Raw genomic sequence first — 21,256 nt, 5'->3', positions numbered from 1 at the left:
CCGTGCACTATTCCGGCCGGTCCTTCACTGGCCGATTTCCGTGATTGACGCAGGCATGTGCCGTGCCTAGGTTCCCTGTCGCAACGGGGTCGCAACGGGGTCACGACGGGGTCACGACGGGGGAAGGAACGTCCGGGAACCGGACGTCGGAACCGAGGGGTATGGACATGGCAAAGCAGTACGTCACGCCGGAATGGGAATCCCCTGGCGAGTGGTACGGCACCATGAAGGCCACGGTCTGGAATTTCGAAAGCGAACCACTCGTCGATCCGGAAATCTCGTTCCGTGTGCAGTCGGATCAGAACGTCACCAACGTCTACGGCCTCGTCTGGCAGCGGTCGGGCAACGTCATCACCGGGCGGCTGGTGCCGGAGCGCAAGACCGTTCCGCCCCGGCGCGGCGCTCAGGAGTTCAGGCTCGGCTTCGCCCGGTCCATGCCGGGCCCCGGCCCGCTGCCGGCCGAGTTCAAGATCAACGGGCAGTCCGCCGACGTACCCGACGACCGGACGCCGCCGAGCGTGCCGACGAACCTTCAGGTGGACACGCTCGGCCCGACCCAGGCCACGCTCTCCTGGGCCCCCTCCACCGACAACATCGGCGTGCGGGGCTACGAGGTGGCGTACGGCGGCCCGCAGCCCCTGCGGGTCAAGGACGAGACGGCGGTGCTCTCCGGACTCACCCCGACGACCGCGTACACGGTACGGGTCACGGCTGTGGACCTCGCGGGGAACCGCTCCGACCAGTCCCAGCCGCTGGAGTTCAGCACAACCGACAAGCTCCCGGACGGCGGCCCCTGGGACATGCCGCGCGCGCCGTACGTGGACTACATGGCCTGGCCGAACCCCAGCCTGCCGCAGTACGCCCAGGAATCCGGTGTGGACGGCTTCATGCTGGGCTTCATCGTCGCCAACAACAACAAGAAGCTGGCGTGGGCCGGACAGGACGGCCCCGACTGGGAGGTCGACCAGAGCTCGTACGGGAAGAAGGACATCCAGCAGCTGGCCGCCACCGGCGGCAAGGTCGCCTTCTCCTGCGGCGGAGCCTCCGGAAGGCCCCTCGAAGCCGTCGAGACGAGCGTCCCGCGGATCGTCGAGCAGTACGAGGCGTTCCTGCGCAACTACGGCGTGGCGCGCCTCGACTTCGACTTCGAGGGCGACTTCCTGTCCGACGAGGCGGCGCACCTGCGGCACACGGCGGCGGTCTCCCAGCTCCTCGCCAAGCACCCCGGCCTGAAGATCTCCTACACGCTTCCGGCCGACGCGCAGCCCGGTGAGGGGTCGGCGGGCTTCAGTCCGGTCGGCGTCAAGTTCCTGGCCAAGGTGGCCGCCGCCGGGATCGAGCCCGGCCTGGTCAACGGGATGCTGATGGAGTTCGGCCAGAGCGCGCCGCCCGACATGTACGAGTGCTGCGTCATCGGCCTCAAGGCCATGCACGGGCAGATCGGTTCGCTGTGGCCCGCCTGGGACGCCACGAAGACCTGGAACCGTACGGGCGCGACCCCGATGTTCGGCTGCAACATCAACAAGCGGGTCTTCACCCTCGACAATCAGCGCAGCCTGGTCGAGTTCGCCCACGAGAACCAGCTCGGCGCGCTCTCCGGGTGGGACGCCACCCGCGACCACAACCAGGGCAACCCCGACGTCCAGCCGCCGTGCACCGTCGGCTGCGAGCAGTGCGACACCTACCGCTGTACCTGCGTGGACCAGCGGCCGTTCGACTTCAGCAAGCTCATCGCCCTCTACAAGAACGGCGCCACCCCCACCAGCGGGGCACAGTCCCGAGGCTGACGCCCCGCCCCTCCCCGTCCGGCGAACGGCCGCCTCCTGTGCGGCCGTTCGTCCGTACGGAACCATCGTCGGCGCCGACGCGTTACGGCTTCCAGAACCGCTTCTCGTCTGCTCCTGGAGGGCTTCTCGACTCCTTCCGGAAGGCTTCACGGCCGCTTCCGGAGGGCTTCACGGCTACTTCCGGCTGCGCACCATCGCCATCAGCAGCCGGTGGGTCTCGGCGTCGGCGGCCGCGACGAGTCCGCGGCCGCCCTGGCCGGCCGGGGCGCCGTCGATGCCGGTGACGACGCAGCCCGCGGCCCGGCACAGAGCGATGCCGGCGGCGAAGTGGACGCTGCCGGACAGGTCGCCGCCGTCCGTGACGTACGCGGCCCGCCTGCCCGCCGCGACCCAGGCCAGCGCGAGCGTCGTGGACACCACGCGAGGACGGAAGTGCTCGGCGAACGCGGGCCGGGCCAGCAGGTCGACAGCCCGGAAACCGGGGGCGCCGGGGAACGGCGGGTCGAGGTTGACGTCCACGAGCCGGGTGGCTGACGTGGGTGTCAGCCGCCGGTCGGCACCTTCGTCCCGTACCCACGCCCTTTCCCCGTCGGTGCGGAAAACCTCGCCGCTGAACGGATCGGCCACCGCCGCCGCGCCCTCGCGCAACGCCACGTTGACGGCGACCAGCATCGTGCCGACGGCGTAGTTGAGCGTGCCGCACAGGGGATCCACCAGCCACTGCCGTACGGCGCCCGCGGCGCCTTGCTGCCCGCCTTCTTCGCCGAGCACCGCGTCGTCGGGCCGGGCGGCACGGAGGACATCGAGGATCGCCTGCTCGGCCGCCACATCGGCCGCGGTGGCGAAGTCCCCGCCCCCTTGTCGATGCGGGCGAGCCGCTGTCCGTACATGTCGCGCACCACGTCCGCACCGGCACGCGCCGCGGCGGCCGCGACTTCGGCATCACCGAGATCCGTAAAGGATTTGATCATGCCGAAGAGATTACGGGCGGCGTCCCGCGCCGTGAGGGCGCCCGGCCTTGCGCCGGCCGGGCGCCCTTCGTGGTGCTCGCCCGTTACGGCTCGACGGTGGTCGGCTTCTCGGCGCGCAGGTCGCTGACGAAGCCGCCCTTCACCACGCGCATCCAGTAGGAGTGCGACCGGGCCCCGGCGGGGACGTCGGGGTCACGCTGGAGCTTCCGGTCCATCGAGGTGGCACCGTTCGGAGCGTTCCACTGGAACGTGTAGGGGTGCCACAGGCCCAGCTCACTGCTGTAGAAGGGCTTGCGCTCCAGCACGATCACCTGGTCCGGGGCGCCTTGTACGGCTTCCCAGTTGACGCGGACGGTGGCCGCGTCGATGCGGTCGACGGACGTCAGCCGCGGGGCCTTCGGAATCACCGTCGAGGGAGCGGGCCGGAGGGTGCCGCTGCGGATGGTCCGTGGCACGGACGGGTCGTAGTGCTCCGGGCGGTCCAGCTTGCCCGTGACGCGGAGCGTGGCGGGGGCCTGCCTCTGCCCGCCCGCGCACACGTCGACCTGGGCGACCTTCAACCACGCGTCGGAGAACCGTACGAAGTCCTCCTTCTGCACCGGGAACTCACGCGTGCTGCCGCCGACGACCCCGCTCACGGAGTAGACGTAACGGGAGTCGTCGGAGCGGACCACCTGGTAGCTGCACCGGTCGACGGCCGCGGCGCGCGCGTCGACCGCCGCCCTCGGCGACGACGCGTCCGCACCGGCGGCGGAGGCCGACGGGGCCGCTGCGGCTGTGCCCACGCCCGCGGCGAGGGCCCCGAGGCTCAGCGCACAGGTGGCTATGGCGGCGGTGATACGAGAGGTCATACATCCTCCGGTGACATCCAACGGCTCACGTTACGGCCCTGGTCGAGTTCGCCGATCAAGAAGGGACGCTACCGGCAACGAACGACCAAGAAACAGTCAACAACCAGCAAAGTGGCGACTTTTCGGTGACTTCGTGGCGACTTTCCGCGGTCGACCGCTCAGCGGCCCGGCCTCATGCTCTCCGCTGGGGGCTGCGCGTGGATTCCAGTCCTGGCGCCGTGAGCACGGCGGGAAGAGGGCACGTTCTCACCAGCCAGGAAACGGCTCCTCCTCCGCATGCGGCACCGGTTCGGCCGCTGGCCAGTCACCGGGAACGGCCGCGACGGCGGCGGCGGTAGCCGGACACTCGCGTCCGTACGGGCCGTACCGCCGCGCCATGACCGTCTCGCTGAGCACCAGTTCGGCGCATGCCGACGACACGCGGTCCAGGTAGGGCATCCAGCTGGCGTCCGGCAGGCAGTCGAAGAACAGGCTCACCGGCGGATCGTCGTGCGCCAGCTTTTCCAGGGGAATTCCCCAGCCCGCGCCTCCCTGATTCTCGTTGCGGAACACCAGCAGTTCGCCCGACGGAATTCCGTCCGCGGGCGTCAAAGGGCGCGCCCACGCCCGCGCGAATGCCTCGATGCTTTTCCACACCGCCGTCCGTCCGGTCAGCGCGGTGTCGAATGCCCGGGCCGGGCCGTGCCTGTCAGCCATCATTCGATCCCAGGTGTTCAGGAAATCGGCGATCGCCCCGCGGTACCGGTGCGTCGGTACGGCGGAGTCCGCCTTCGGTGAGAGGTGGTGCCGGAGTTTTGTGCGGGCCTCCGACCAGACCTGGCGGGCCAGAATGTCGGCGGGCTGCGTCGCATCGAGGATCAGGTCGCTGTCGTCGCGGGCCGGTTCGATGTGTCGTGCGTGCGCGTCGCGTCGGTGGCGGAGGTAGTTGCGCAGGAGGATGTCGAGGGGGAAGCCGTGGTGCAGGCACTTGCGCTGGATCTTGCGTACCAGCCGGAGGTCGGCCGGCAGATCGACGAAGATGTCGAGGCGGGGACAGCGTGCCGACGGTGCGACGTGCCCGGCGAACAGCCCCTCGACGATGACGACGGAGGCCGTGGCCAGCGCGGCGTCCGTGTCGTGGGTGAGGCGCTCGAAGTCCGTCGACCGGGGCGATCCGTAGTCCAGGTGCGGTACCCCGGCGGCGTCGTACGTCCATACGCCGCCGCGTTCCGGTGCGCCGAAGTAGTAGTCGTCACCGTGCAGGACGCAGGTGGTAACCCGGGGCGCGGTGGCTGTCAGTGCGTCCGCCAGCGTGGTTTTGCCCGCGCCGGAGCCTCCGGTCAGCGTCAGCAGCATGTGGTTCCCCATCCACTCGGCCTGGTGGTCGTGCCGGTCCCGCCGTACGGCCGGGCCGCCGTCCGCCGGCTCGCTGTCTTCTCTTCGGAGCCGGCGAACGTGCGGATCGGACGGGGTCGGGCGGGATCAGGTGAGGCGGGGTGGGGCGGGGCCGGACCTCAGGCGTTCTTGCGGGCGACGGCCCCGTACATCGCGATGTCCCGGTCGTCGACCTGCTCCTGGTCGGCGTCGGGCCGCCAGTGGTGGACCTGCGTCAGCCCGGGCTCGACCAGGTCCAGGCCCTCGAAGAGCGCCGCGGCCTCGGCCTTGGTGCGCAGCTTCATGGGCATGCCCCGGCGTGCGTACTCGTCGGCGACCCGGCTGACCTCACGCGGCGCGAAGTCGGCGGTTCCGATGGTCATGGCCAGGAAGCTCCCGGCGGGCAGCGGCTCCAGGAGGCGGCGCACCAGGCTGTGGTCGTCGGGCGGGAGGATGAAGTGCAGGATGCCGATGATCATCAGGCCGACCGGCTGCCGGAGGTCCAGCAGTTCCTGGAACTGGTCGGAGCCGATGATGGCCTCCGGGTCGCGCATGTCGGCGTCGACGTACGCGGTCCGGCCCTCCGCGGAGCCGGTGAGCAGCGCCCGCGCGTGGGTCAGCACGATCGGGTCGTTGTCGACGTACACGGCGTGGGCGTCGGGCCGTACCTCCTGTACCACTTCGTGCAGGTTCGGGGAGGTGGGCAGGCCGGTGCCGATGTCGAGGAACTGCCCGATGCCTTCCTCGCGGGCCAGGTAGCGGGCCGCGCGGTGCATGAACTTGCGGTTGGCCCGCATGTGGACGGGGAGTGCCGGCCACTCCTCGCACATCACGTCACCGGCTTCGCGGTCCACGGCGTAATGGTCCTTCCCGCCGAGGATGTAGTCGTACACGCGCGCCGAGTGAGCCGTACCGGTGTCGATCCGGTCCACGGGGTAGCCCTGCTCCAACACCCTTGCTCCTTACGGTTGTGCTTGCGCCACGACGGTCCGGCGCCACGGTGAGTGTATGCGGTACCCGATACGGCCCTGTCGGTGCGGTATGCCTGTTCAGGGCCGTGTGCCCGCGCGGCCAACTGACCGGGCCGGAAGGGGCACGCCCTGTTCACCGTGCCGCTTCGTCATTCAACCGGTCGGCGATCGCCTCGAATTGTTCAATCTCGTCCTGATCCAGGTCGAGGAGTGGGAAGTCGGAGGGCGTGTGCCCGCCGGCTGCCGGGCTGTCCGTGTGGGCGGCCAGTCCGTCCAGCAGGTCCAGCCAGGCACGGCCGAGACGGGCCACCACCGCCGCGTCCAGCAGCCGGTCCGGCCAGGTGAGGGTGAGGCTGAGAGCCGCCCCGTCCACCGTGTCCCGGACGACCGCGCTCGCTTCCAGTACGTGCGGAACGGGCATGCCGGGGTCGGAGGAGGAACCGATGGCCGGTTCACCGGTCAGTTGCCAGGGTTCGGGCGTGCCCGCCCGGGGGTGGGCGGCGAGGAAGCGGCCCATGTAGTTGAAGCTGATGCGGGCGGACGGAAGGTGCGCCCGCCCGGATGCGTCAGTGTTGTCCGGGAGGCGGCCCGGTCCGTCTTCGGTTGTCGCCCGAGCCTGTTGCTTGACCGCTTTGAGCAGCCGGCCGGCCGCTGGACCGCCGGCCGACGCCTCGGCCAGGTCGACGCCGTCGAGGTCCAGCCACTGCGGGCGTACGGTGGTGAACCAGCCCACCGTACGGGAGAGGTCGGTTCCGTCGGCCGCCGCACGGCCGTGCCCCTCGACGTCCACCAGAACGGTCCCGCCGCCCGCGCCCGGCCGGGCGTCCACGACGGCCCCTGCCAGCGCCGCGAGCAGCACCTCGTGCACACCGCAGTGGTACGCCGCCGGGGTACGGGACGTCAGGATCTCCGCCTGCCCTGCCGGCACCAGCCAGGTCTGCTCGCGCAGGGTCGCCGCGGTGTCGACGGCCGGGTCGAGATCCCGGTCGACCGGCAGCGGGTCGGACGGCTGCGGGCAGGGCCGCGCGTCGAGCGGCTGCGCGTCGACCGGCCGCGCGTCGGCAGCCCGAGGACCGTCGGCGTCCGGCCCCGTCGCGGCCCAACTCCGGAACGACGTACCGACCGCGTCGAGTTGTGGTAGGCCGCCCCCGCCGCCATCTCGCAAGCGGCCCGCAGGTCCGCGAGCAGGATGCGCCACGACACCCCGTCGACCGACAGGTGATGGACGACCAACGCCAGACGTCCCGTCCGGCCGGGCCCGGCGTCCAGCCACACCGCCTGCACCATGCGGCCCGATGCCGGGTCGAGCCGTCCTACGGCGACCCGCGCCGCCCGTTCCGCATCCTCGTCGAGGCGCGCTTCGGAGGCCACCGGGTTCTCCGGGCTCCCCGGGTTCTCCGGGCTCCCGTCGAGCCCGTCCCCGACCGACAGACAGTTGATCAGCGACTCGACATCCACCGCACCCCGTTCGCCCGTCTCCAACGCCCACCCGTCCGCGTCCGGCACCACACGGGCCCGCAGCATGGCGTGCGTGTCCAGTACGGCGCGCAGCCCGGCCGCCAGGGCGTCCCTGGTGAGCGCGGCGGGTGTCGCGACGATCGCCCACTGCGCGAACCTGCCGCCGGTGATCCGCTCGCCCAGCCTCCGCATGAGCGGGGTACGGGGAATCCGGCCGACGCCCGTGTCCACGGCGGCCGACGGGCCGGTCCCGTCGGCCGCCGTACGGGCCAGCAGGGCGAGCCGTTCGGGCGTCTTCGCTTCGAACACCTGCGGTGAGGTCAGCACCAGTCCGGCGCGGCGGGCCCGTGCCACCAGTTGCAAGGAGATGATGGAGTCGCCGCCCAGCTCGAAGAAGCTGTCCTCGACGCCGGCCCGTTCCAGCCCCAGTACCTCGGCGAACAGCGCGCACAGGACCTCCTCGGCCGGGGTGCGCGGCTCGCGGCCCGCGGCCCGCGCGGCGAACTCGGGTGCGGGCAGGGCCGCGCGGTCCACCTTCCCGTTCGGGGTGCGCGGCAGGGCGTCGAGCACCACGACCGCCGCGGGCACCATGAACTCGGGCAGCGCCCCGGCGACGTGCTCCCGCACCGACCGGCCGTCGACCGGGTGACCGTTCACCGGGTGGCCGTTCACCGGGTGGTCATCGACCGGGCGACCGTTCACCGACCGGCCGTCGACCGATCCGCCGCCCACCACCCCGTACGGCACCACATAGCCGATCAACCGCCGCTCCCCCGGCCGGTCCTCCCGGACCACGGCCGTCGCCTCGCCGACGGCGGGGTGGCCGGCCAGCGCGGCCTCCACCTCGCCGAGTTCGACGCGGTAGCCGCGTATCTTGACCTGGCTGTCGGCCCGCCCGGCGAAGACCAGTTCGCCGTCGCCGGTCCAGCGCACGATGTCCCCGGTGCGGTACATCCTCCCCGGCCTTCGGCCGGGGGACCCCCATGCCGGGTGTGAACGGGCAGGCCACGAACCGCTGCGCGGTCAGCGCCGCCCGTCCCTGGTAGCCGCGCGCCAGGCTCTCCCCCGCCACGTACAGTTCGCCGGGCACGCCGGGCGGCACCGGCTGGAGGAACGCGTCCAGCACGTACAGCCGGGTGTTGGCGACGGGACGGCCGACCGTGGGCGTCTCGCCGCCGGTCAGCGGGGCGGTGGAGCTCTGTACGACGGTGGCTTCGGTGACGCCGTACTCCTCGTGGACCTGCCGCCCCGGGGCCCAGCGCCGGCGCAGCTCCTCGGTCAGCGGTTCGCCGCCGGTCACCACGACGCGCAGGTCGGGCAGGTCTTCCGGTGGCAGGTGCAGCAGGAAGGACGGGGTGCCGCCGAGCTGGGTGATCCGGTGGGCGCGCAGCAGGCAGGCCAGGTCCTCGCCCAGGGCCGGCGGTCCCGGCGGGGCCAGGACGAGACGTCCGCCCGCGCACAGGACGGGCCAGGTGTCGGCGATCGACACGTCGAAGGTGGGGGCGGCGAGCTGGAGGACGCGGCTGTCCGGGCCGAGGCCGAACCGGGCCACCCGGTCGGCGACGAGGTTGCGCAGGCCGCGGTGGGTGACCGTGACGCCTTTCGGCACGCCGGTGGTCCCCGAGGTGTAGACGAGGTACGCCGCGTGGTCCGCTGCCAGCGGCGTGCGGCGCTCCGCCTGGGTCACGAAGCCGCCCCGGTGGCGCGCCAAAGCCCCGGCCACGGCCGGGTCGTCCAGGTCGGCCACCCGGGCGGCGCAGTCACCTGGCACCGCGTGCCGGGTGTCGGCGTCGCACAGCACCACGGCCGGGTCCGCGTCCCGCAGCAGGAAGGCGCGGCGCTCCGGCGGGTAGTCCGGGTCGACGGGTACGAGGACGCCGCCCGCCATGATGACGGCCAGTGCGGCGGTCAGGGACTCCGCCGACCGCCGCAGCAGCACCGCGACGCGGCGTTCCGGGCCGACGCCGAGGCCGATCAGGTGGCGCGCCAGGCGTCCGGCCGTGGTCGCGAGTTCCCCGTAGGTCACGGTCCTGCGGGCGTCCTCGACGGCCACGGTGTCGCCCGGCCGTGCCGCGCGGCGGCGGAGCAGTTCCGGTACCAGTACGGCGGGCAGCGGCATCTCCGTACGGTTCCACTCCGTCACCACCAGCCGGTGTTCTTCCGCACCCAGCACGCCGACCCGCCCGACGACGGGCGCCGGGCCGTCGGTGACCAACTGGGCGAGGACCTGGGCCAGCCGGGCGGGCAGTGCTTCGACGACGTCGGCGGGGAGCAGTCCGCGCTGGTGGATGAGGTGGACGTGAAGCTGTTCGCCGGGGGTGATGTTCAGGCCCAGCGGGTAGTGGACGACGTCGGTCACGTCCGCGAGGCGGATCGTGAGGGCGCCGGGCCGGTCCGGGGCGGCCGGTGGCCGGGGCAGGTTCTGATAGACGACGATGCTGTCGAAGAGCGCGCCGGGCCCGCCCAGTTTCTGCGCCTCGGACAGGCCGAGGTGCCGGTGGGGCAGGAGGGCGGACTGGCGTTCCTGCACATCCTTGAGCAGGGCGAGCACCGGTTGCGCGGCGTCCAACGGCACCCGTACCGGCAGCGTGTTGATCAGGAGGCCGACCATCGTCTCGACGCCCGGCAGTTCGGGCGGCCGGTCGGCCATGGTGACGCCGAAGACCACGTCCGTACGGCCGGCCAGCCGGGCGAGGACCAGCGCCCAGGCGCCGAGTACCACGGTGCTCGCGGTCAGGCCGTGGGTGCGGGCCAGTTCCTCCAGCCGGCGGGACAGCCCGGCGGGGAGGTCGGCGTGCAGGTGTACGGGGTCGGTCGCGCCGTGTCGAGGTGCCGTCGGCGCCACCAGGGTGGGTTCGCCCGCGCCGTGGAACTCGGCGCGCCAGGCTTCCCGTGCGGCTTCCTTGTCCTGCCGTGCCAGCCAGGCCAGGTACTCACGGTACGAGGTGACCGGGCCCGGCCGGGGGTCGTCGCCGCCCGCCGCGTACGCCGCGGACAGCTCCGTGACCAGCACCGGCAGCGACCAGCCGTCCATCAGGACGTGGTGGGTGAGGACGACCAGGTGGTGGCGTTCCACGCCGAGGCGGATCAGCAGGAGCCGCCACAGCGGTGCCGTCGCCAGGTCGATCCGCCCGCGGTGTTCCCGTGCGGCCAGCTCCGCGGCCGCGGTCGCCGCTTCGTCCTCCGGGAGGTGCGACACGTCCGCTTCCTGCCAGGGCAGCGGCACGTCACGCGCGACGACTTGCACGGCCACGCCGGACGCGCTGCGGCGGAAGCTCGCCCGCAGGGTGGCATGCCGGCCCACCAGGGCCCGCCAGGAGGCCCGCAGCCGGCCGGTGTCCAGCGGCCCGTCGAGTTCCAGTGTCCAGCGGCTCTTGTAGACGTCCGGCGCCAGCTCGTCGTGGAGGGACTGGAACAGCAGCCCTTCCTGCAACGGCGAGAGCGGCCAGACGTCCGCGAGCTGCGGTACCGCCTGCTCCAGCTCGGTCACGTCCTGCTGGGTGAGGGTGAGCAGCGGGAAGTCCGAGGGCGTGTACCCGCCCGCTCCGGTGGTGTCGGTGTGTGTGGCCAGGCCGCCGAGCAGGTCGAGCCACAGCTGCCCCAGGGTCCGTACGGCGGTTTCGTCCAGTAGGTGGTCGGACCAGCTCAGGGCGAGGGTAAGTTCGGGGCCGTCGGGGGTGTCCCGTACCGCGGCCTCGGCTTCCAGGGCGTGCAGTACGGGCATGGCGGGGTCGGCGGACTCGCCGATCGTGGCGTGACCGGCGAGCTGCCAGGGCTCGGCCGGGCCGGTGTGTGTACCGGCGGCGAGGAACCTGCCCAGGTAGTTGAACGAGACCTGAGGGGCCGGAAGCGCGGCCAGTGCCGGTCGCGTACCGGGGTTGAGGTGGCGCAGCAGGCCGTGGCCGAGACCGTCGCCGGGCACCGCTCCGGCCTGTTCCTTGACCGTCTTCAGCAGCGCGCCGGCCGCCGGGCCGCCCGCCAGGGCTTCGTCGAGGTCGACACCGGCGGCGTTCAGCCGGACCGGGTGCACGTCGGTGAACCACCCCACCGTACGGGCCAGCTCCACTCCTTCGGCCACCGGCTCACGGCCGTGGCCCTCCACGTCCACCAGCAGTCCGGCGGCCGGGACACTGTCCGGCCGCCAGTGGGTGAGCGCTCCGGCGAGCGTGGACAGCAGGACTTCGTGCACGCCGCAGTGGAACGCGGCGGGCGCGCGGCCGGTCAGGGTTGCCGCGTGGCCGGCCGGAACGGCCCATTCCGTACGGTGCACGGTGGCGGCGGTGTCCCGCAGCGGGTCGGGCGCCCGCGTGCCCACGGCCAGGTCACCGCCGTCCAACAGCGCCTGCCAGTCGGGCAGTTCCGCAGTGCGGTGCTCGTCCGCGGCCTGTGCCGCCAGTAGTTGGGACCATCGCCGGAAGGACGTTCCTACGGGGTCGAGGACCGGCGGCCGTCCCGCTGCGACTGCCTCGCATGCCGCCCGGAGGTCGGGTATCAGGATGCGCCAGGAGACCCCGTCCACCACCATGTGGTGCACGACCAGCACCAGCCGGCCGTCCTGCTCGGGCCCCGCGTCCAGCCAGACCACTTGGACGAGTGTGCCGGCGGCGGGATCGAGCCGCTGACGGGCGTCCCCTACGGCCCGTTCGGCGGCCTCGTCCAGGCCGTGGCCGTCCTCGGTGGCGATGCGGCTGATCAACGAGTCCGCGTCGACCGTGCCGCGCCCGGCCACCGTCAGGGCCGGTTCCGGACCGTCCGTCACGATGCGGGCACGCAGCATGTCGTGGGTGTCCAGTACGGCGGCCAGCCCACCGGCCAGCACGTCCCGGGTCAACCCGGCCGGCGCGCCGACGGTCACCCACTGCGCGAACCCGCGGCCGGCTCCCCGCTCCCCCAGCGCCCGCATCACCGGGGTCCAGGGCACGTCCCCGATCCCCTCGTCGTCCTGCGGGGCACGTTCCGGCCGGTCCGCTACGGCCTCGGCCACCGCCGCCAGCCGCTCCGGCGTCGAGAGGCCGAAGACCTGACCGGACGTCAGGACCAGACCGGCGCGCCGGGCCCGGGACACCAGCTGCATCGAGCTGATCGAGTCACCGCCCAGCGTGAGGAAGTCGTCCCGCACCCCCACCCGGTCCAGCCCCAGCACCTCGGCGAACAAACCGCACAGCGTTTCCTCGGCCGCCGTCCGCGGCTGCTCCGGTGCGGCTCCGCCGAAGCCGGGCGCCGGCAGGGCCTTGCGGTCGACCTTGCCGTGCGCGGTGAGCGGCAGCCGGTCCAGCGGTACGAGCGCGGCGGGGACCAGGTACTCGGGCAGCGTCGCGGCCAGGTGGTCCCGCAGAACGGCGAGGAGCGCGCCGGTGTGGCGGTTGTCGGACCGATCGTCGGACCGCGCGACGGGCTCCGGCAGTTGCCGGCCACCCTCACCATGGGAGTGGCCGACATGACCGACGGGCTCTTCCGGGTCCGGCGGCACCGGCCCGGCGGCCGGAACGACGTACCCGACCAGCCGCCGCTCGCCCGGGTGCTCCTCCCTGGCCACCACCACGGCCTGCCCGACCGCCGGATGCGCGGCGAGGGCCGATTCCACCTCGCCCGGCTCCACCCGGTACCCACGGATCTTGACCTGTTCGTCGGACCGTCCGACGAAGACCGGCTCGCCGTCAGCGGTCCACCGCACCAGGTCCCCGGTACGGTACATCCGCTCGCCGCGCGCGAACGGGGAGGCCACGAAGCGCTCCGCGGTGAACCCACCGCGCCCCAGGTATCCGCGGGCCAGCCCGCCCCCGGCGAGATACAGCTCCCCGTCCGCCCCCGGTGCGACCGGCCGCAGCCACGAGTCGAGCACGTGCAGGCGGCGGCCGGTCAGCGGCCGTCCGAGAGGCAGTACGTCCGGCACCTCGTCGCCCGGCCGCACCGGACGCGTCGTCGCGCACAGCGTGGCCTCCGTCGGCCCGTACAGATGCTGCACGGTCACCTCCGGGCACGCCTCCCGCACGCGTGCCACCGCCACGGCCGGTACCACGTCCCCGCCGCACATGACCTGCCGGAACCCCCGGAAGCACTCCGGTGACTCCTCCGCGATCACCCGGAACAGCCCTGCCGTCAGCTGCACTGCCGTCACGCCGTCGGCCACCGCCTGGGCGAGCCGCCGCGCGTCCGGCGGACCTGGCTCCGCCATCACCACCGTGCCGCCCACCGCCAGCGGCAGCCACAGGTCGAACAGCGACGCGTCGAAGGCGTACGGCGCGTGGGCCAGCACCGCGTCGTCCGGGCCCACTCCCCACCGCGGGTCGCTCACCAGGCCCGCCACACTCCCGTGCGGGACCAGCACGCCTTTCGGCAGCCCCGTCGAGCCGGAGGTGTACATGACGTACGCGGCGTCCTCCGCGCCCACCGTCACTCCGGCACGGTCCGGTGGGCACGCGGCCACCGCCGCCGCCACCCGCGGGTCGTCCAGCACCACCGTTTCCGCGTCTCCGGGAACCAGATGCCGTGTCACGGGACGGGTCGCCTCCGAGCACAGCACCGCCGCCGGGGCCGAGTCCGCCAGCAGGAACGCCACCCGGTCCGCCGGATATCCGCAGTCCACCGGAACGTACGCGGCCCCTGCTTTCCACACGCCCAACAACGCCGTCAGCAGGCCCGCAGACCGCTCCAGCACCACCGCGACCCGGTCACCGCGCCGCACACCCCGGGCGGTCAGGTACGCGGCCAGCCGACTCGATGCCGCCGCCAATTCCTCGTAGGTGTCCTTGTGACCGGCGTCCGCCACCGCCACCGCGCCCGGCGTGCGGGCCGCCTGGCGGCCGATCAGCTCGGGCACCGAAACAGCCGGCGCCCCGGCGAGCGCGCGCTCCGGCCCGGTCATCGTCCGGTCCCCGTGCCCGGCCGACGGCAATTCCCGCGCATATTTCGTTCGGAGCGGGCCGTTGCCCTTATTCCTTTCCGACGGGCGGGAAAGGACATCGTCAGGGCCAGGGGCAGGTCGGTGGACGCCAGGCCGTTCATGATTCCCCTTGGATCGCAACGACCGAAATGACCGGCGACCCCATGGCCGTGGGCGCGGCGAATTCCGCGACGTCCGCGCATTCCGCGTCGGTCCGAGACCGATCGGCGTACCGTTGTTCAGGGGTCGGTTGGCCTCACTTTGCGGTCGGCGAAGTACGGGGTCAACAGCAGCCAGTTGGACGAACACTTGGTGGTGTGCGCGTCCAACTGGGTGTTTTCCGCACTCCGGACATCGCCCCGATACGGGGGTACTGGTCGCAGTGGTCGGCGCCTCCGGCCATCAAGAGGTTTTCCTCTGCGAGCACGACCTGAAGGACTTCCGTGCCGTCCCGGTACGAATCGAAAGCGCCGAGCATACTGCCGACGACGGTGCAGCGGCAGAGTCAGTGGCAACCCCGCCGAGCGGCACGCGCGGGCAGCGAATGCGGCTCCAGGAATAGACACCGCGCGCCCGCGCCGCCAGAGCACATAGAAGGTGCTGCCGTAACTGCGGAGGCTGTTCCGCAGCAAAGTGTCACGACACCCGGCGCCGCCTCCCGGGCGGCCGGGCGACGCGCGGGAGGCACCCGGGCCCGTACGGGGAAACGGCAGGCGGGCAGCGTCGTCCGGTCACCTCCCGAGAGCTGCGAGCGTGGCTTCGAGGTCGGCGGCGCGAGGCTGGTTGTGCGGAAGCCTGGCCAGCAGGGCCGCCATGCCGCACGTGTCGGTCGCGGCGGAGAAGACCAGGCCGCAGCCGATCGCCGCGGACAGCCAGCGGGCACGCCGGTAGCGGGCGCCGAGGGCGAGGCCGGCCACCACGAGGGAGCCGGCGGCGAGGCGGACCTGGCGTTCCATGGGCCAGGCGGCCTTGGTCCCGGTGCCGTCTTCCCGCTCGACCGGGTGGCCCTGTGCGGCCCAGGCGGCGGTGCCGCCGGTGAGGGTGGCGGCGGGGATGCCCGCGGCGGCGAGCTGTTCGCAGGCGGTGGCGGAGCGGTTGCCGGAAGCGCAGACCATGAGCAGTTCACCGCGGGCGGCTGCCGCCTCGATGGCGGGAAGGGCGCTCGCGAGGTGGTCGAGGGGGATGTTGTGGGCGCCGGGCAGATGGCCCGCGGCGTATTCGCCGGGGGTACGGACGTCGACGACGGTGTAGGCGCTCAGCCGGTCCGCCACCCGGTCGGGAAGAACGGCGGTCTGGGTGATCATGTGCATGGGGTTCCTTTTCGTTGCGTCCCCCGGGCCCCGGGGAAGCGGGCCCCGACGGACTAGAATACCCGCGGGGGTATCCGGAGCGCCCGGAGCCACACCCGGGACGCCCCGGGTGTCCCCGGACGCGGGTCTGCCGCGGAGGAGGAAATGTGGAGCTGGAGATGGCGGCCGACGAGCTGAAGCGCGTGCTCAACCGGCTGCGACGGGCACAGGGACAGATCGCCGGAATCATCCGGATGATCGAGGACGGCCGCGACTGCGAGGACGTCATCACGCAGCTCGCCGCGGTCTCCCGCGCACTGGACCGGGCCGGGTTCGCGATCATCGCGACGGGGCTGCAGCACTGCATGGCCGACGGGGAGCAGACCGGCGGTGACCGGGAGCAGATGCGGGCGAGGCTGGAGAAGCTGTTCCTTTCGCTGGCCTGAGTCGTCCGGCGGCTCGCCGACCTGAGACGTCTGTCCACTCGCCGGCCTGATACGCCTGTGTGTGCTCGCCGTCCTGAGGCGTCCCGCCGCTCGCCGGCCCGAGACGTCCGTCCGCCGCCCCGCCGGACACGTCATGTCACGGCCTCGACGAGCATGAAGGCCGCCACCGCCAGCAGGGCGAACGCGAACACGCGCCGCAGGCGGGGCCCGGAGACCTTCCCGGCGAGGCGTTTGCCGTCCCAGGCCCCGAGGACGGCGGCCGCGGTGAACGGGCCGACGACCGCCCAGTCCAGGGAGCCGGCCGCCCCGAAGCGGGTGGCCAGCGAGGACAGGGAGTTGACGGTGATCACCAGCAGACTGGTGCCGACGGCCGCCCGCATCTCGAAGGCCAGCACCGTCACCAGGGCCGGTACGGCGAGGAAGCCGCCTCCCACGCCGAGCAGCCCGGTCAGGGCGCCGAGCCCCGCGCCGGCCCCCGCGGCCCGCCCCTTCCGTACCTCGCGGTTCCCGTCCGCCGCCGCGGCAGGGCGCAGCATCTTGACCGCGGCGAGGGCGGCGACGCCCGCGAAGGCGAGGGTGAGGGCGGCCTGCGGAAGGTGTGCGGCGGCGGCTCCGGCGAGGGCCGCCGGCAGGACTCCGGCGGCGGCGAACGCCGCCCCCGCCTTCCACCGCACGTGTCCGGCCCGCGCGTGTGCGTACAGCGCAGCCAGGGAGGTGGCGGTAACGATGAGCAGACTCGCGGTGGTGGCCTCGGCAGGAGTGAAGCCGAGGAGGTAGATCAGCGCCGGTACGGCCAGGACGCTGCCACCGCCGCCGAGCGCGCCGAGCGCCAGTCCGACCACACCGCCCGCGACCAGGGCCAGGATCAGTGCGCTCATGCTGCCGGACCGCCCGGCCCGCGCACGCCGACGGCCGGTGGGGCGCAGGCGCCGGGATCGGGGACGGGGTCGGGGGCGGGGTCGGGGACTGGCATCAGGAGCCGGCCACGGTCAGGCCGGCGTCGACCGCGGCTTCGAAACCGTCGTCGACGGCGACGACCTGCCGTCCCACCGCGTCCAGGAGGGAGGCGGCGATCGCCGCGCGCATTCCTCCGGCGCAGTGCACCCACACGACGCCCGGCGGGATTTCGCCGATCCGGCCGTGCAGCTCGTGGACGGGTATGTGCACCGAGCCTTCGACGTGCCCGTCGGCGCGTTCCGAGGTGCGCCGCACGTCGAGCACTACCACCTGCGCGCCACGCGCACGGGCGGCGGCGAGGTCGGCGAAGGCGGCGCGCGGGAAGGAGGCGAGTTCCTCGCCGTCGCGGATCCAGCCGGCCGGGTCGCCGGTGGCGGCAGCGGCCGGGCGGTCGATGCCGACCCGGGCCAGCTCCCGCTGGGCGGCGGCGATCTGCTCCGGTGTCGTGCCGAGCAGGGTGACCGGCTTGCCCCACGGGATCAGCCAGGCCAGGTAGGTCGCGAGCTTGCCGTCGCCTTCGAAGTTGAACGATCCGGCCACGTGTCCGGCGGCGAAGGCGACGCGGCTGCGCAGGTCCACCACCCACTCCCCCGCGGCCAGCCGCTCGGCGATCCGCCGCGCGTCGGCGGGCTCGGGCGGGGTCAGGTCGACGGGGGCGGGGCCCGCGGCGTTGGCGGGGCCCATGTGGGCGTAGTAGGCCGGTACGTCCTCCAGGCCGGCGAGGGTACGGGCGACGAAGGTGTCCACGTCCAGGGTGAGCGCGTCGTTGGCCGTGCGCTCCTTGCCGATCGTGGTGGTGTCGCCCGCGGCCTGGGAGGAGGAGCAGAAGCTGCCGAATCCGTGCGTGGGCAGCACCGGGACCTCGTCGTCGAGTTCGTCGGCGAGGCGGTGGGCGGAGGCGTGCTGGGCGCGGGCCAGCCGCTCGGTCAGCCGCGGCTCGACCAGGTCCGGGCGGCCGACCGTACCGATCAGCAGCGATCCGCCGGTGAAGGCCGCCACCGCCCGTCCGCCGTCCTCCAGCGCGTACGAGGTGTGGTGCGGCGTGTGGCCGGGGGTGGCGATCGCGCGCAGCACCAGGCCCTCGTCCACCGCCACCGTGTCGCCGTCGGCGACGGGAGTACGGGCGAACGACACGCTCGCCGCGGCCGGAACCAGGTAGGCGGCGCCGGTGACACGGGCCAGCTCCAGGCCGCCGGTGACGTAGTCGTTGTGTATATGGGTCTCCGCGACATACGCGATCCGCACCCCGCGCCGCGCCGCGGCGGCGATCACCCGGTCGATGTCGCGCGGCGGGTCGATCACGACCGCGGCCCCGTCGCCACCGGCCAGGTAGCTGCGGTTGCCCAGGCCCTCGAACGTCAGGGTGTCGACGAAGAACACAGTGGTGCCTCCTCCATGGAACGGACGTGACGGGTGTACCCCCGGGGGTATCTGTCACCCACCTTAACAGTGATACCCCGGGGGGTATCCCGGAGTGGTGGTACACCCGGGCACCCGGGCGACTCCGGGGGATCGGAACGCTCGGGTCCGACAGCACTCCACTCCGACGGGTACCCGCCGGGGTATCGGGGAATCCGCTCCGGGTTCGGGTCCGGGTCGGCGGCGGCGCGCGGCGCCGCCGCGGGAGCACGGACCGGGATACAGTCAACTCCGCACGGGCCGCCGCCCGTTGTCCGTGGTTCGCCCCGGCCTCCTCCCCGCACCCGGCAGCCGGTCGCTCACCGCCGTACCGCCACGGGTACCTCTGACACGGAGCACGGAGCCTTCGCCATGACCACCACACCGCGGGACCTCCAGATCGTCGCCCTGGTCCTCACCATGGACACGGACCCGCCGCGCCCCGTGGACCCGGGCGACCTCTCCCTCGCCCTGGCGGGAGCCGAGGTGATCGACCTCCTGCGCGCCGGGGTCCTCGCCGTGGACGGCGACCGCATCGTGCCCGACGACCGCGACCGGCGGGCACCGGCCGACCGTCTGCTGGACGCTGCCGCGTCGGCGCTCGTCCGGCGGGCGCCCCACGAGTCGGTCGAGGATTGGCTGTGGCGCCGGGGCCGCGGCCTGTCCGCGGCCTACCGGGCCGCCCTGACGGAAGAGGGACTCCTCACCCGCAAGCGCCGCGGGCTGCTGTTCCGCACCGGCCGGACGGCGGTGCCCTCCTCGTCCGCCCGCGCCCACGCGGCCGACCGTTGGGCATCGGGCGAACCCGTCCTCGCCGCCCTCGCCGCAGCCGCCGGAATGCGCGAGGCGCCGGCCGGCGATTCCCTGAGCGGGACCGACGACGCGGTCGTGACCGTCCTCGCCGCAGTCAACGAGGCGGTGGTGGAGCTGGAGGGCGTACGGCAGCGACGCTCCGTCGAGCAGGCGGCCTTCGACAACATCTGGCGAGGCCTGTGACGGGAAGGCGAGGCGTGCGACGGGAAGGGGCCGGGCCGCGTGAGCCCGACTGGCGGCGGCGAAAGGCGGCGGGCGGAAGGCTTCGAGCGGCGTGGGCATCGCGCAGCGGAAGACCCCGTACACCGCCCGCGCGATCCCCTCGCCCTGCCGCCCTGCCGCCTGCGTCGGCGCAAGTGCCGTACGAAGATGCCCGTCGCGGCGTTGTGGTCACCCGTTACGAGGTCGGGGCGCAGCGAGGTGAAGGCGACACGGAAAACGGCCGACCGAAGGCCTGCGACGGCGTACGGGCAGCCCGCGACAGCTCGCGGAGGGGGAGGAACCGCCGCCCGGGTCACTTTCCCGTCAACCCGGTGGGGCCGCTCCAGTAGGCCCGCTTCCACCGCTTCGCGTCGGGAGTGAACTCGACCTCCATGCGGTCGGCGGCGTCCGGCGGCAGCGAGAACGCGTACCTGCCCACGACCTCCCGGCCGGGCAGGACGTACCCCTTGAGGACCTTCTGCCGCCCACTGCCGTCGATCACCAGCTCCGTCGAGGCGCCGTCGGCGTCGTTGACCGAGGGCAGTCCCGTCTCGATCTCGACCCGCTCGGTCCCGGTGTTGACCACCTTGACCGTCACCTGGACGGCCTTGTTGCCCTTCGCGTGTCCCAGCACGTAGGCATCCGGGACGAACGGCTGCGGCTGGGCAACCGTCACCTTCAGGCCGTTCCCGAAGGTGTAGGAGCCGCCGAACGACGGGTGCCGCGCCTTCCTCTCGGCCTCGGCGGAGGACTTCGCCTTCTCGGTCCGGACGCGCGCCTCGTCGTCCACCTTCTGCGCCAAGGCGACGACGAAGAACCCGCCGGCGATCGCGGCCAGCAGTCCGACCCCGCCCAGGAGGACACCGGCCAGCGCCATGCCCTTGCCCCGCGCCCGGCCCTTGCGCCCCATGCCGATCCCGACGGAGCCGAAGACCACGGCCAGCAGCGCCGGCAGCCAGGAGACCCAGAACAGGACGAGGGGCAGGGCGAGGACGACCCCGAGGACACCGAGGACCAGTGCCGCGACGGCCATGCCGTTGCCGGGCCGCGGCGCGAACGGCAGTGCCGTCGGGGGCGGACCCCAGTGGGCGGGAGCCTGCCCGGGGGCGGCGGGCGCCACGGGTCACGGTCGTCCGGCGTGGGGGCGACGGGCTGCGCACCGTCGGGCGGAATGGATTCGGTCACGTACAGTCCTCGTAAGGGGTCGAAACGGACAAGCCGTTGACCATATCAGTCAGGCAGCCGACGGTTCGGCCGCTCTCGGCGAAGGCCTGGGCAATCTTGTCTTCCCTGCTCATGTCCCTGCTCCGTCGGCCACCCGCAGCCTGTCCACCGCCTGCCGTGCGGACAGCGGCCCCGGGGCGACCTGCGGTACCCGGTCAGCGCACCGAACCGTGCGCCTCCGGTCCGTACCGGCCACACGAACACCGCCCGTACGCCCGGCGACTGGGCCTCGAAGGCGAAGTTCGGCCACCGTTCGCCCGCGCCCGCGCCCAGATCCGCCACCTGATGGGGCACCTCGCTGAAGTCCGTCGTCATCCCGGGCCCTTGCCCCAGGGTGAACTGCGCGTCCTCCAGCCGCGCACCGATGTCGTCGCTGAACCACACCAGTTCCGCACCCCACCGCAGCGAGACCGCGATGCCCTCCAGACCCAGCGCGTGCGCGCACCGCACGGCCCACACCCGGTGCTCTCCCGAGTCGACGGCTCGCTCCAGACCGACGAGCAGTTCTTGTACAGACACTTGGTGCTCCATCGTTGAGCCTTCCGCGCCGAAGGGCGGACCAGCACCGAAGACGACCACGTTCCGTGTCTGAAGGTCATTCTGCACCGCCCTGGCGGAAGCTGTTCCGGGGTAAGCGGTTGCTCCCGTCGGGAC

General features: G+C 72.8%; 14 protein-coding genes and 1 pseudogene. 3 read left to right on the top strand and 12 right to left on the bottom strand.

Annotated elements, in window-relative coordinates; all coding sequences use genetic code 11:
• The first annotated feature begins 167 nt into the window (after positions 1-167).
• Entirely contained in the window at positions 168-1,787 is a 1,620-nt protein-coding gene (locus tag ACEXOX_RS41575; protein ID WP_406525839.1) for a fibronectin type III domain-containing protein, read from the top strand.
• 174 nt (positions 1,788-1,961) lie between these two features.
• On the opposite strand, the pseudogene ACEXOX_RS41570 reads toward ACEXOX_RS41575, so the two are convergent.
• From ACEXOX_RS41570 to ACEXOX_RS41535, 8 genes and pseudogenes are all read right to left on the bottom strand, one after another.
• A pseudogene (locus ACEXOX_RS41570) lies at positions 1,962-2,758 on the bottom strand (inositol monophosphatase family protein).
• Between the two features lie 83 nt (positions 2,759-2,841).
• Positions 2,842-3,609: a hypothetical protein gene (locus ACEXOX_RS41565; RefSeq protein WP_406525838.1), complete on the bottom strand. Its 768-nt coding sequence runs from the start codon at positions 3,607-3,609 to the stop codon at positions 2,842-2,844.
• Between the two features lie 246 nt (positions 3,610-3,855).
• Entirely contained in the window at positions 3,856-4,956 is a 1,101-nt protein-coding gene (locus tag ACEXOX_RS41560; protein WP_406525837.1) for a uridine kinase, read from the bottom strand.
• Between the two features lie 146 nt (positions 4,957-5,102).
• Positions 5,103-5,912 carry an SAM-dependent methyltransferase gene (locus ACEXOX_RS41555; RefSeq protein ID WP_406526643.1) on the bottom strand — a complete coding sequence of 270 codons (810 nt, stop codon included), beginning with the start codon at positions 5,910-5,912 and terminating at the stop codon, positions 5,103-5,105.
• A 154-nt stretch (positions 5,913-6,066) separates the two neighbouring features.
• A complete protein-coding gene (locus ACEXOX_RS41550) occupies positions 6,067-6,861 on the bottom strand; it encodes a hypothetical protein (RefSeq protein WP_406525836.1) in 795 nt (264 codons plus the stop codon).
• Complete coding sequence (locus ACEXOX_RS41545) at positions 6,834-7,982, bottom strand: phosphopantetheine-binding protein (protein ID WP_406526642.1); 1,149 nt, start codon at positions 7,980-7,982, stop codon at positions 6,834-6,836. Before ACEXOX_RS41545 ends, ACEXOX_RS41550 begins: the two co-directional genes overlap by 28 nt.
• A gap of 88 nt (positions 7,983-8,070) precedes the next feature.
• The gene (locus ACEXOX_RS41540) at positions 8,071-14,256 is read right to left on the bottom strand and encodes an amino acid adenylation domain-containing protein (RefSeq protein ID WP_406525835.1); all 6,186 of its coding nucleotides are present in this window, start codon (positions 14,254-14,256) and stop codon (positions 8,071-8,073) included.
• Positions 14,257-15,005: 749 nt separating this feature from the next.
• Positions 15,006-15,578 carry a rhodanese-like domain-containing protein gene (locus tag ACEXOX_RS41535; protein ID WP_406525834.1) on the bottom strand — a complete coding sequence of 191 codons (573 nt, stop codon included), beginning with the start codon at positions 15,576-15,578 and terminating at the stop codon, positions 15,006-15,008.
• Positions 15,579-15,730: 152 nt separating this feature from the next.
• Here ACEXOX_RS41535 and ACEXOX_RS41530 point away from each other — a divergent pair, with 152 nt between their 5' ends.
• On the top strand, positions 15,731-16,009 hold the full coding sequence (locus ACEXOX_RS41530; protein WP_406525833.1) for a metal-sensitive transcriptional regulator: 279 nt from the start codon (positions 15,731-15,733) through the stop codon (positions 16,007-16,009).
• 131 nt (positions 16,010-16,140) lie between these two features.
• On the opposite strand, the gene ACEXOX_RS41525 is transcribed toward ACEXOX_RS41530, so the two are convergent.
• Positions 16,141-16,887 (bottom strand): sulfite exporter TauE/SafE family protein, encoded by a 747-nt coding sequence (locus tag ACEXOX_RS41525; RefSeq protein WP_406525832.1) that lies wholly within the window; start codon positions 16,885-16,887, stop codon positions 16,141-16,143.
• 94 nt (positions 16,888-16,981) lie between these two features.
• Entirely contained in the window at positions 16,982-18,346 is a 1,365-nt protein-coding gene (locus ACEXOX_RS41520) for a rhodanese-like domain-containing protein (protein ID WP_406525831.1), read from the bottom strand.
• Positions 18,347-18,736: 390 nt separating this feature from the next.
• Between ACEXOX_RS41520 and ACEXOX_RS41515 the strand changes: the two genes are divergently transcribed.
• Positions 18,737-19,360: a GPP34 family phosphoprotein gene (locus ACEXOX_RS41515; protein WP_406525830.1), complete on the top strand. Its 624-nt coding sequence runs from the start codon at positions 18,737-18,739 to the stop codon at positions 19,358-19,360.
• 331 nt (positions 19,361-19,691) lie between these two features.
• Here ACEXOX_RS41515 and ACEXOX_RS41510 read toward each other — a convergent pair whose 3' ends face one another.
• Together ACEXOX_RS41510 and ACEXOX_RS41505 are read right to left on the bottom strand one after the other, a co-directional pair.
• On the bottom strand, positions 19,692-20,498 hold the full coding sequence (locus ACEXOX_RS41510; protein WP_406525829.1) for a DUF4190 domain-containing protein: 807 nt from the start codon (positions 20,496-20,498) through the stop codon (positions 19,692-19,694).
• 110 nt (positions 20,499-20,608) lie between these two features.
• On the bottom strand, positions 20,609-21,121 hold the full coding sequence (locus ACEXOX_RS41505; RefSeq protein WP_406525828.1) for a hypothetical protein: 513 nt from the start codon (positions 21,119-21,121) through the stop codon (positions 20,609-20,611).
• Positions 21,122-21,256 lie beyond the last annotated feature (135 nt).

Origin of the sequence: Streptomyces sp. Ac-502, from assembly GCF_045222935.1 — a bacterium.
GTDB lineage: Bacteria > Actinomycetota > Actinomycetes > Streptomycetales > Streptomycetaceae > Streptomyces > Streptomyces monomycini.
Note: the sequence above shows the minus strand (reverse complement) of the source record. Positions and strands in the feature narration are given on the sequence as shown.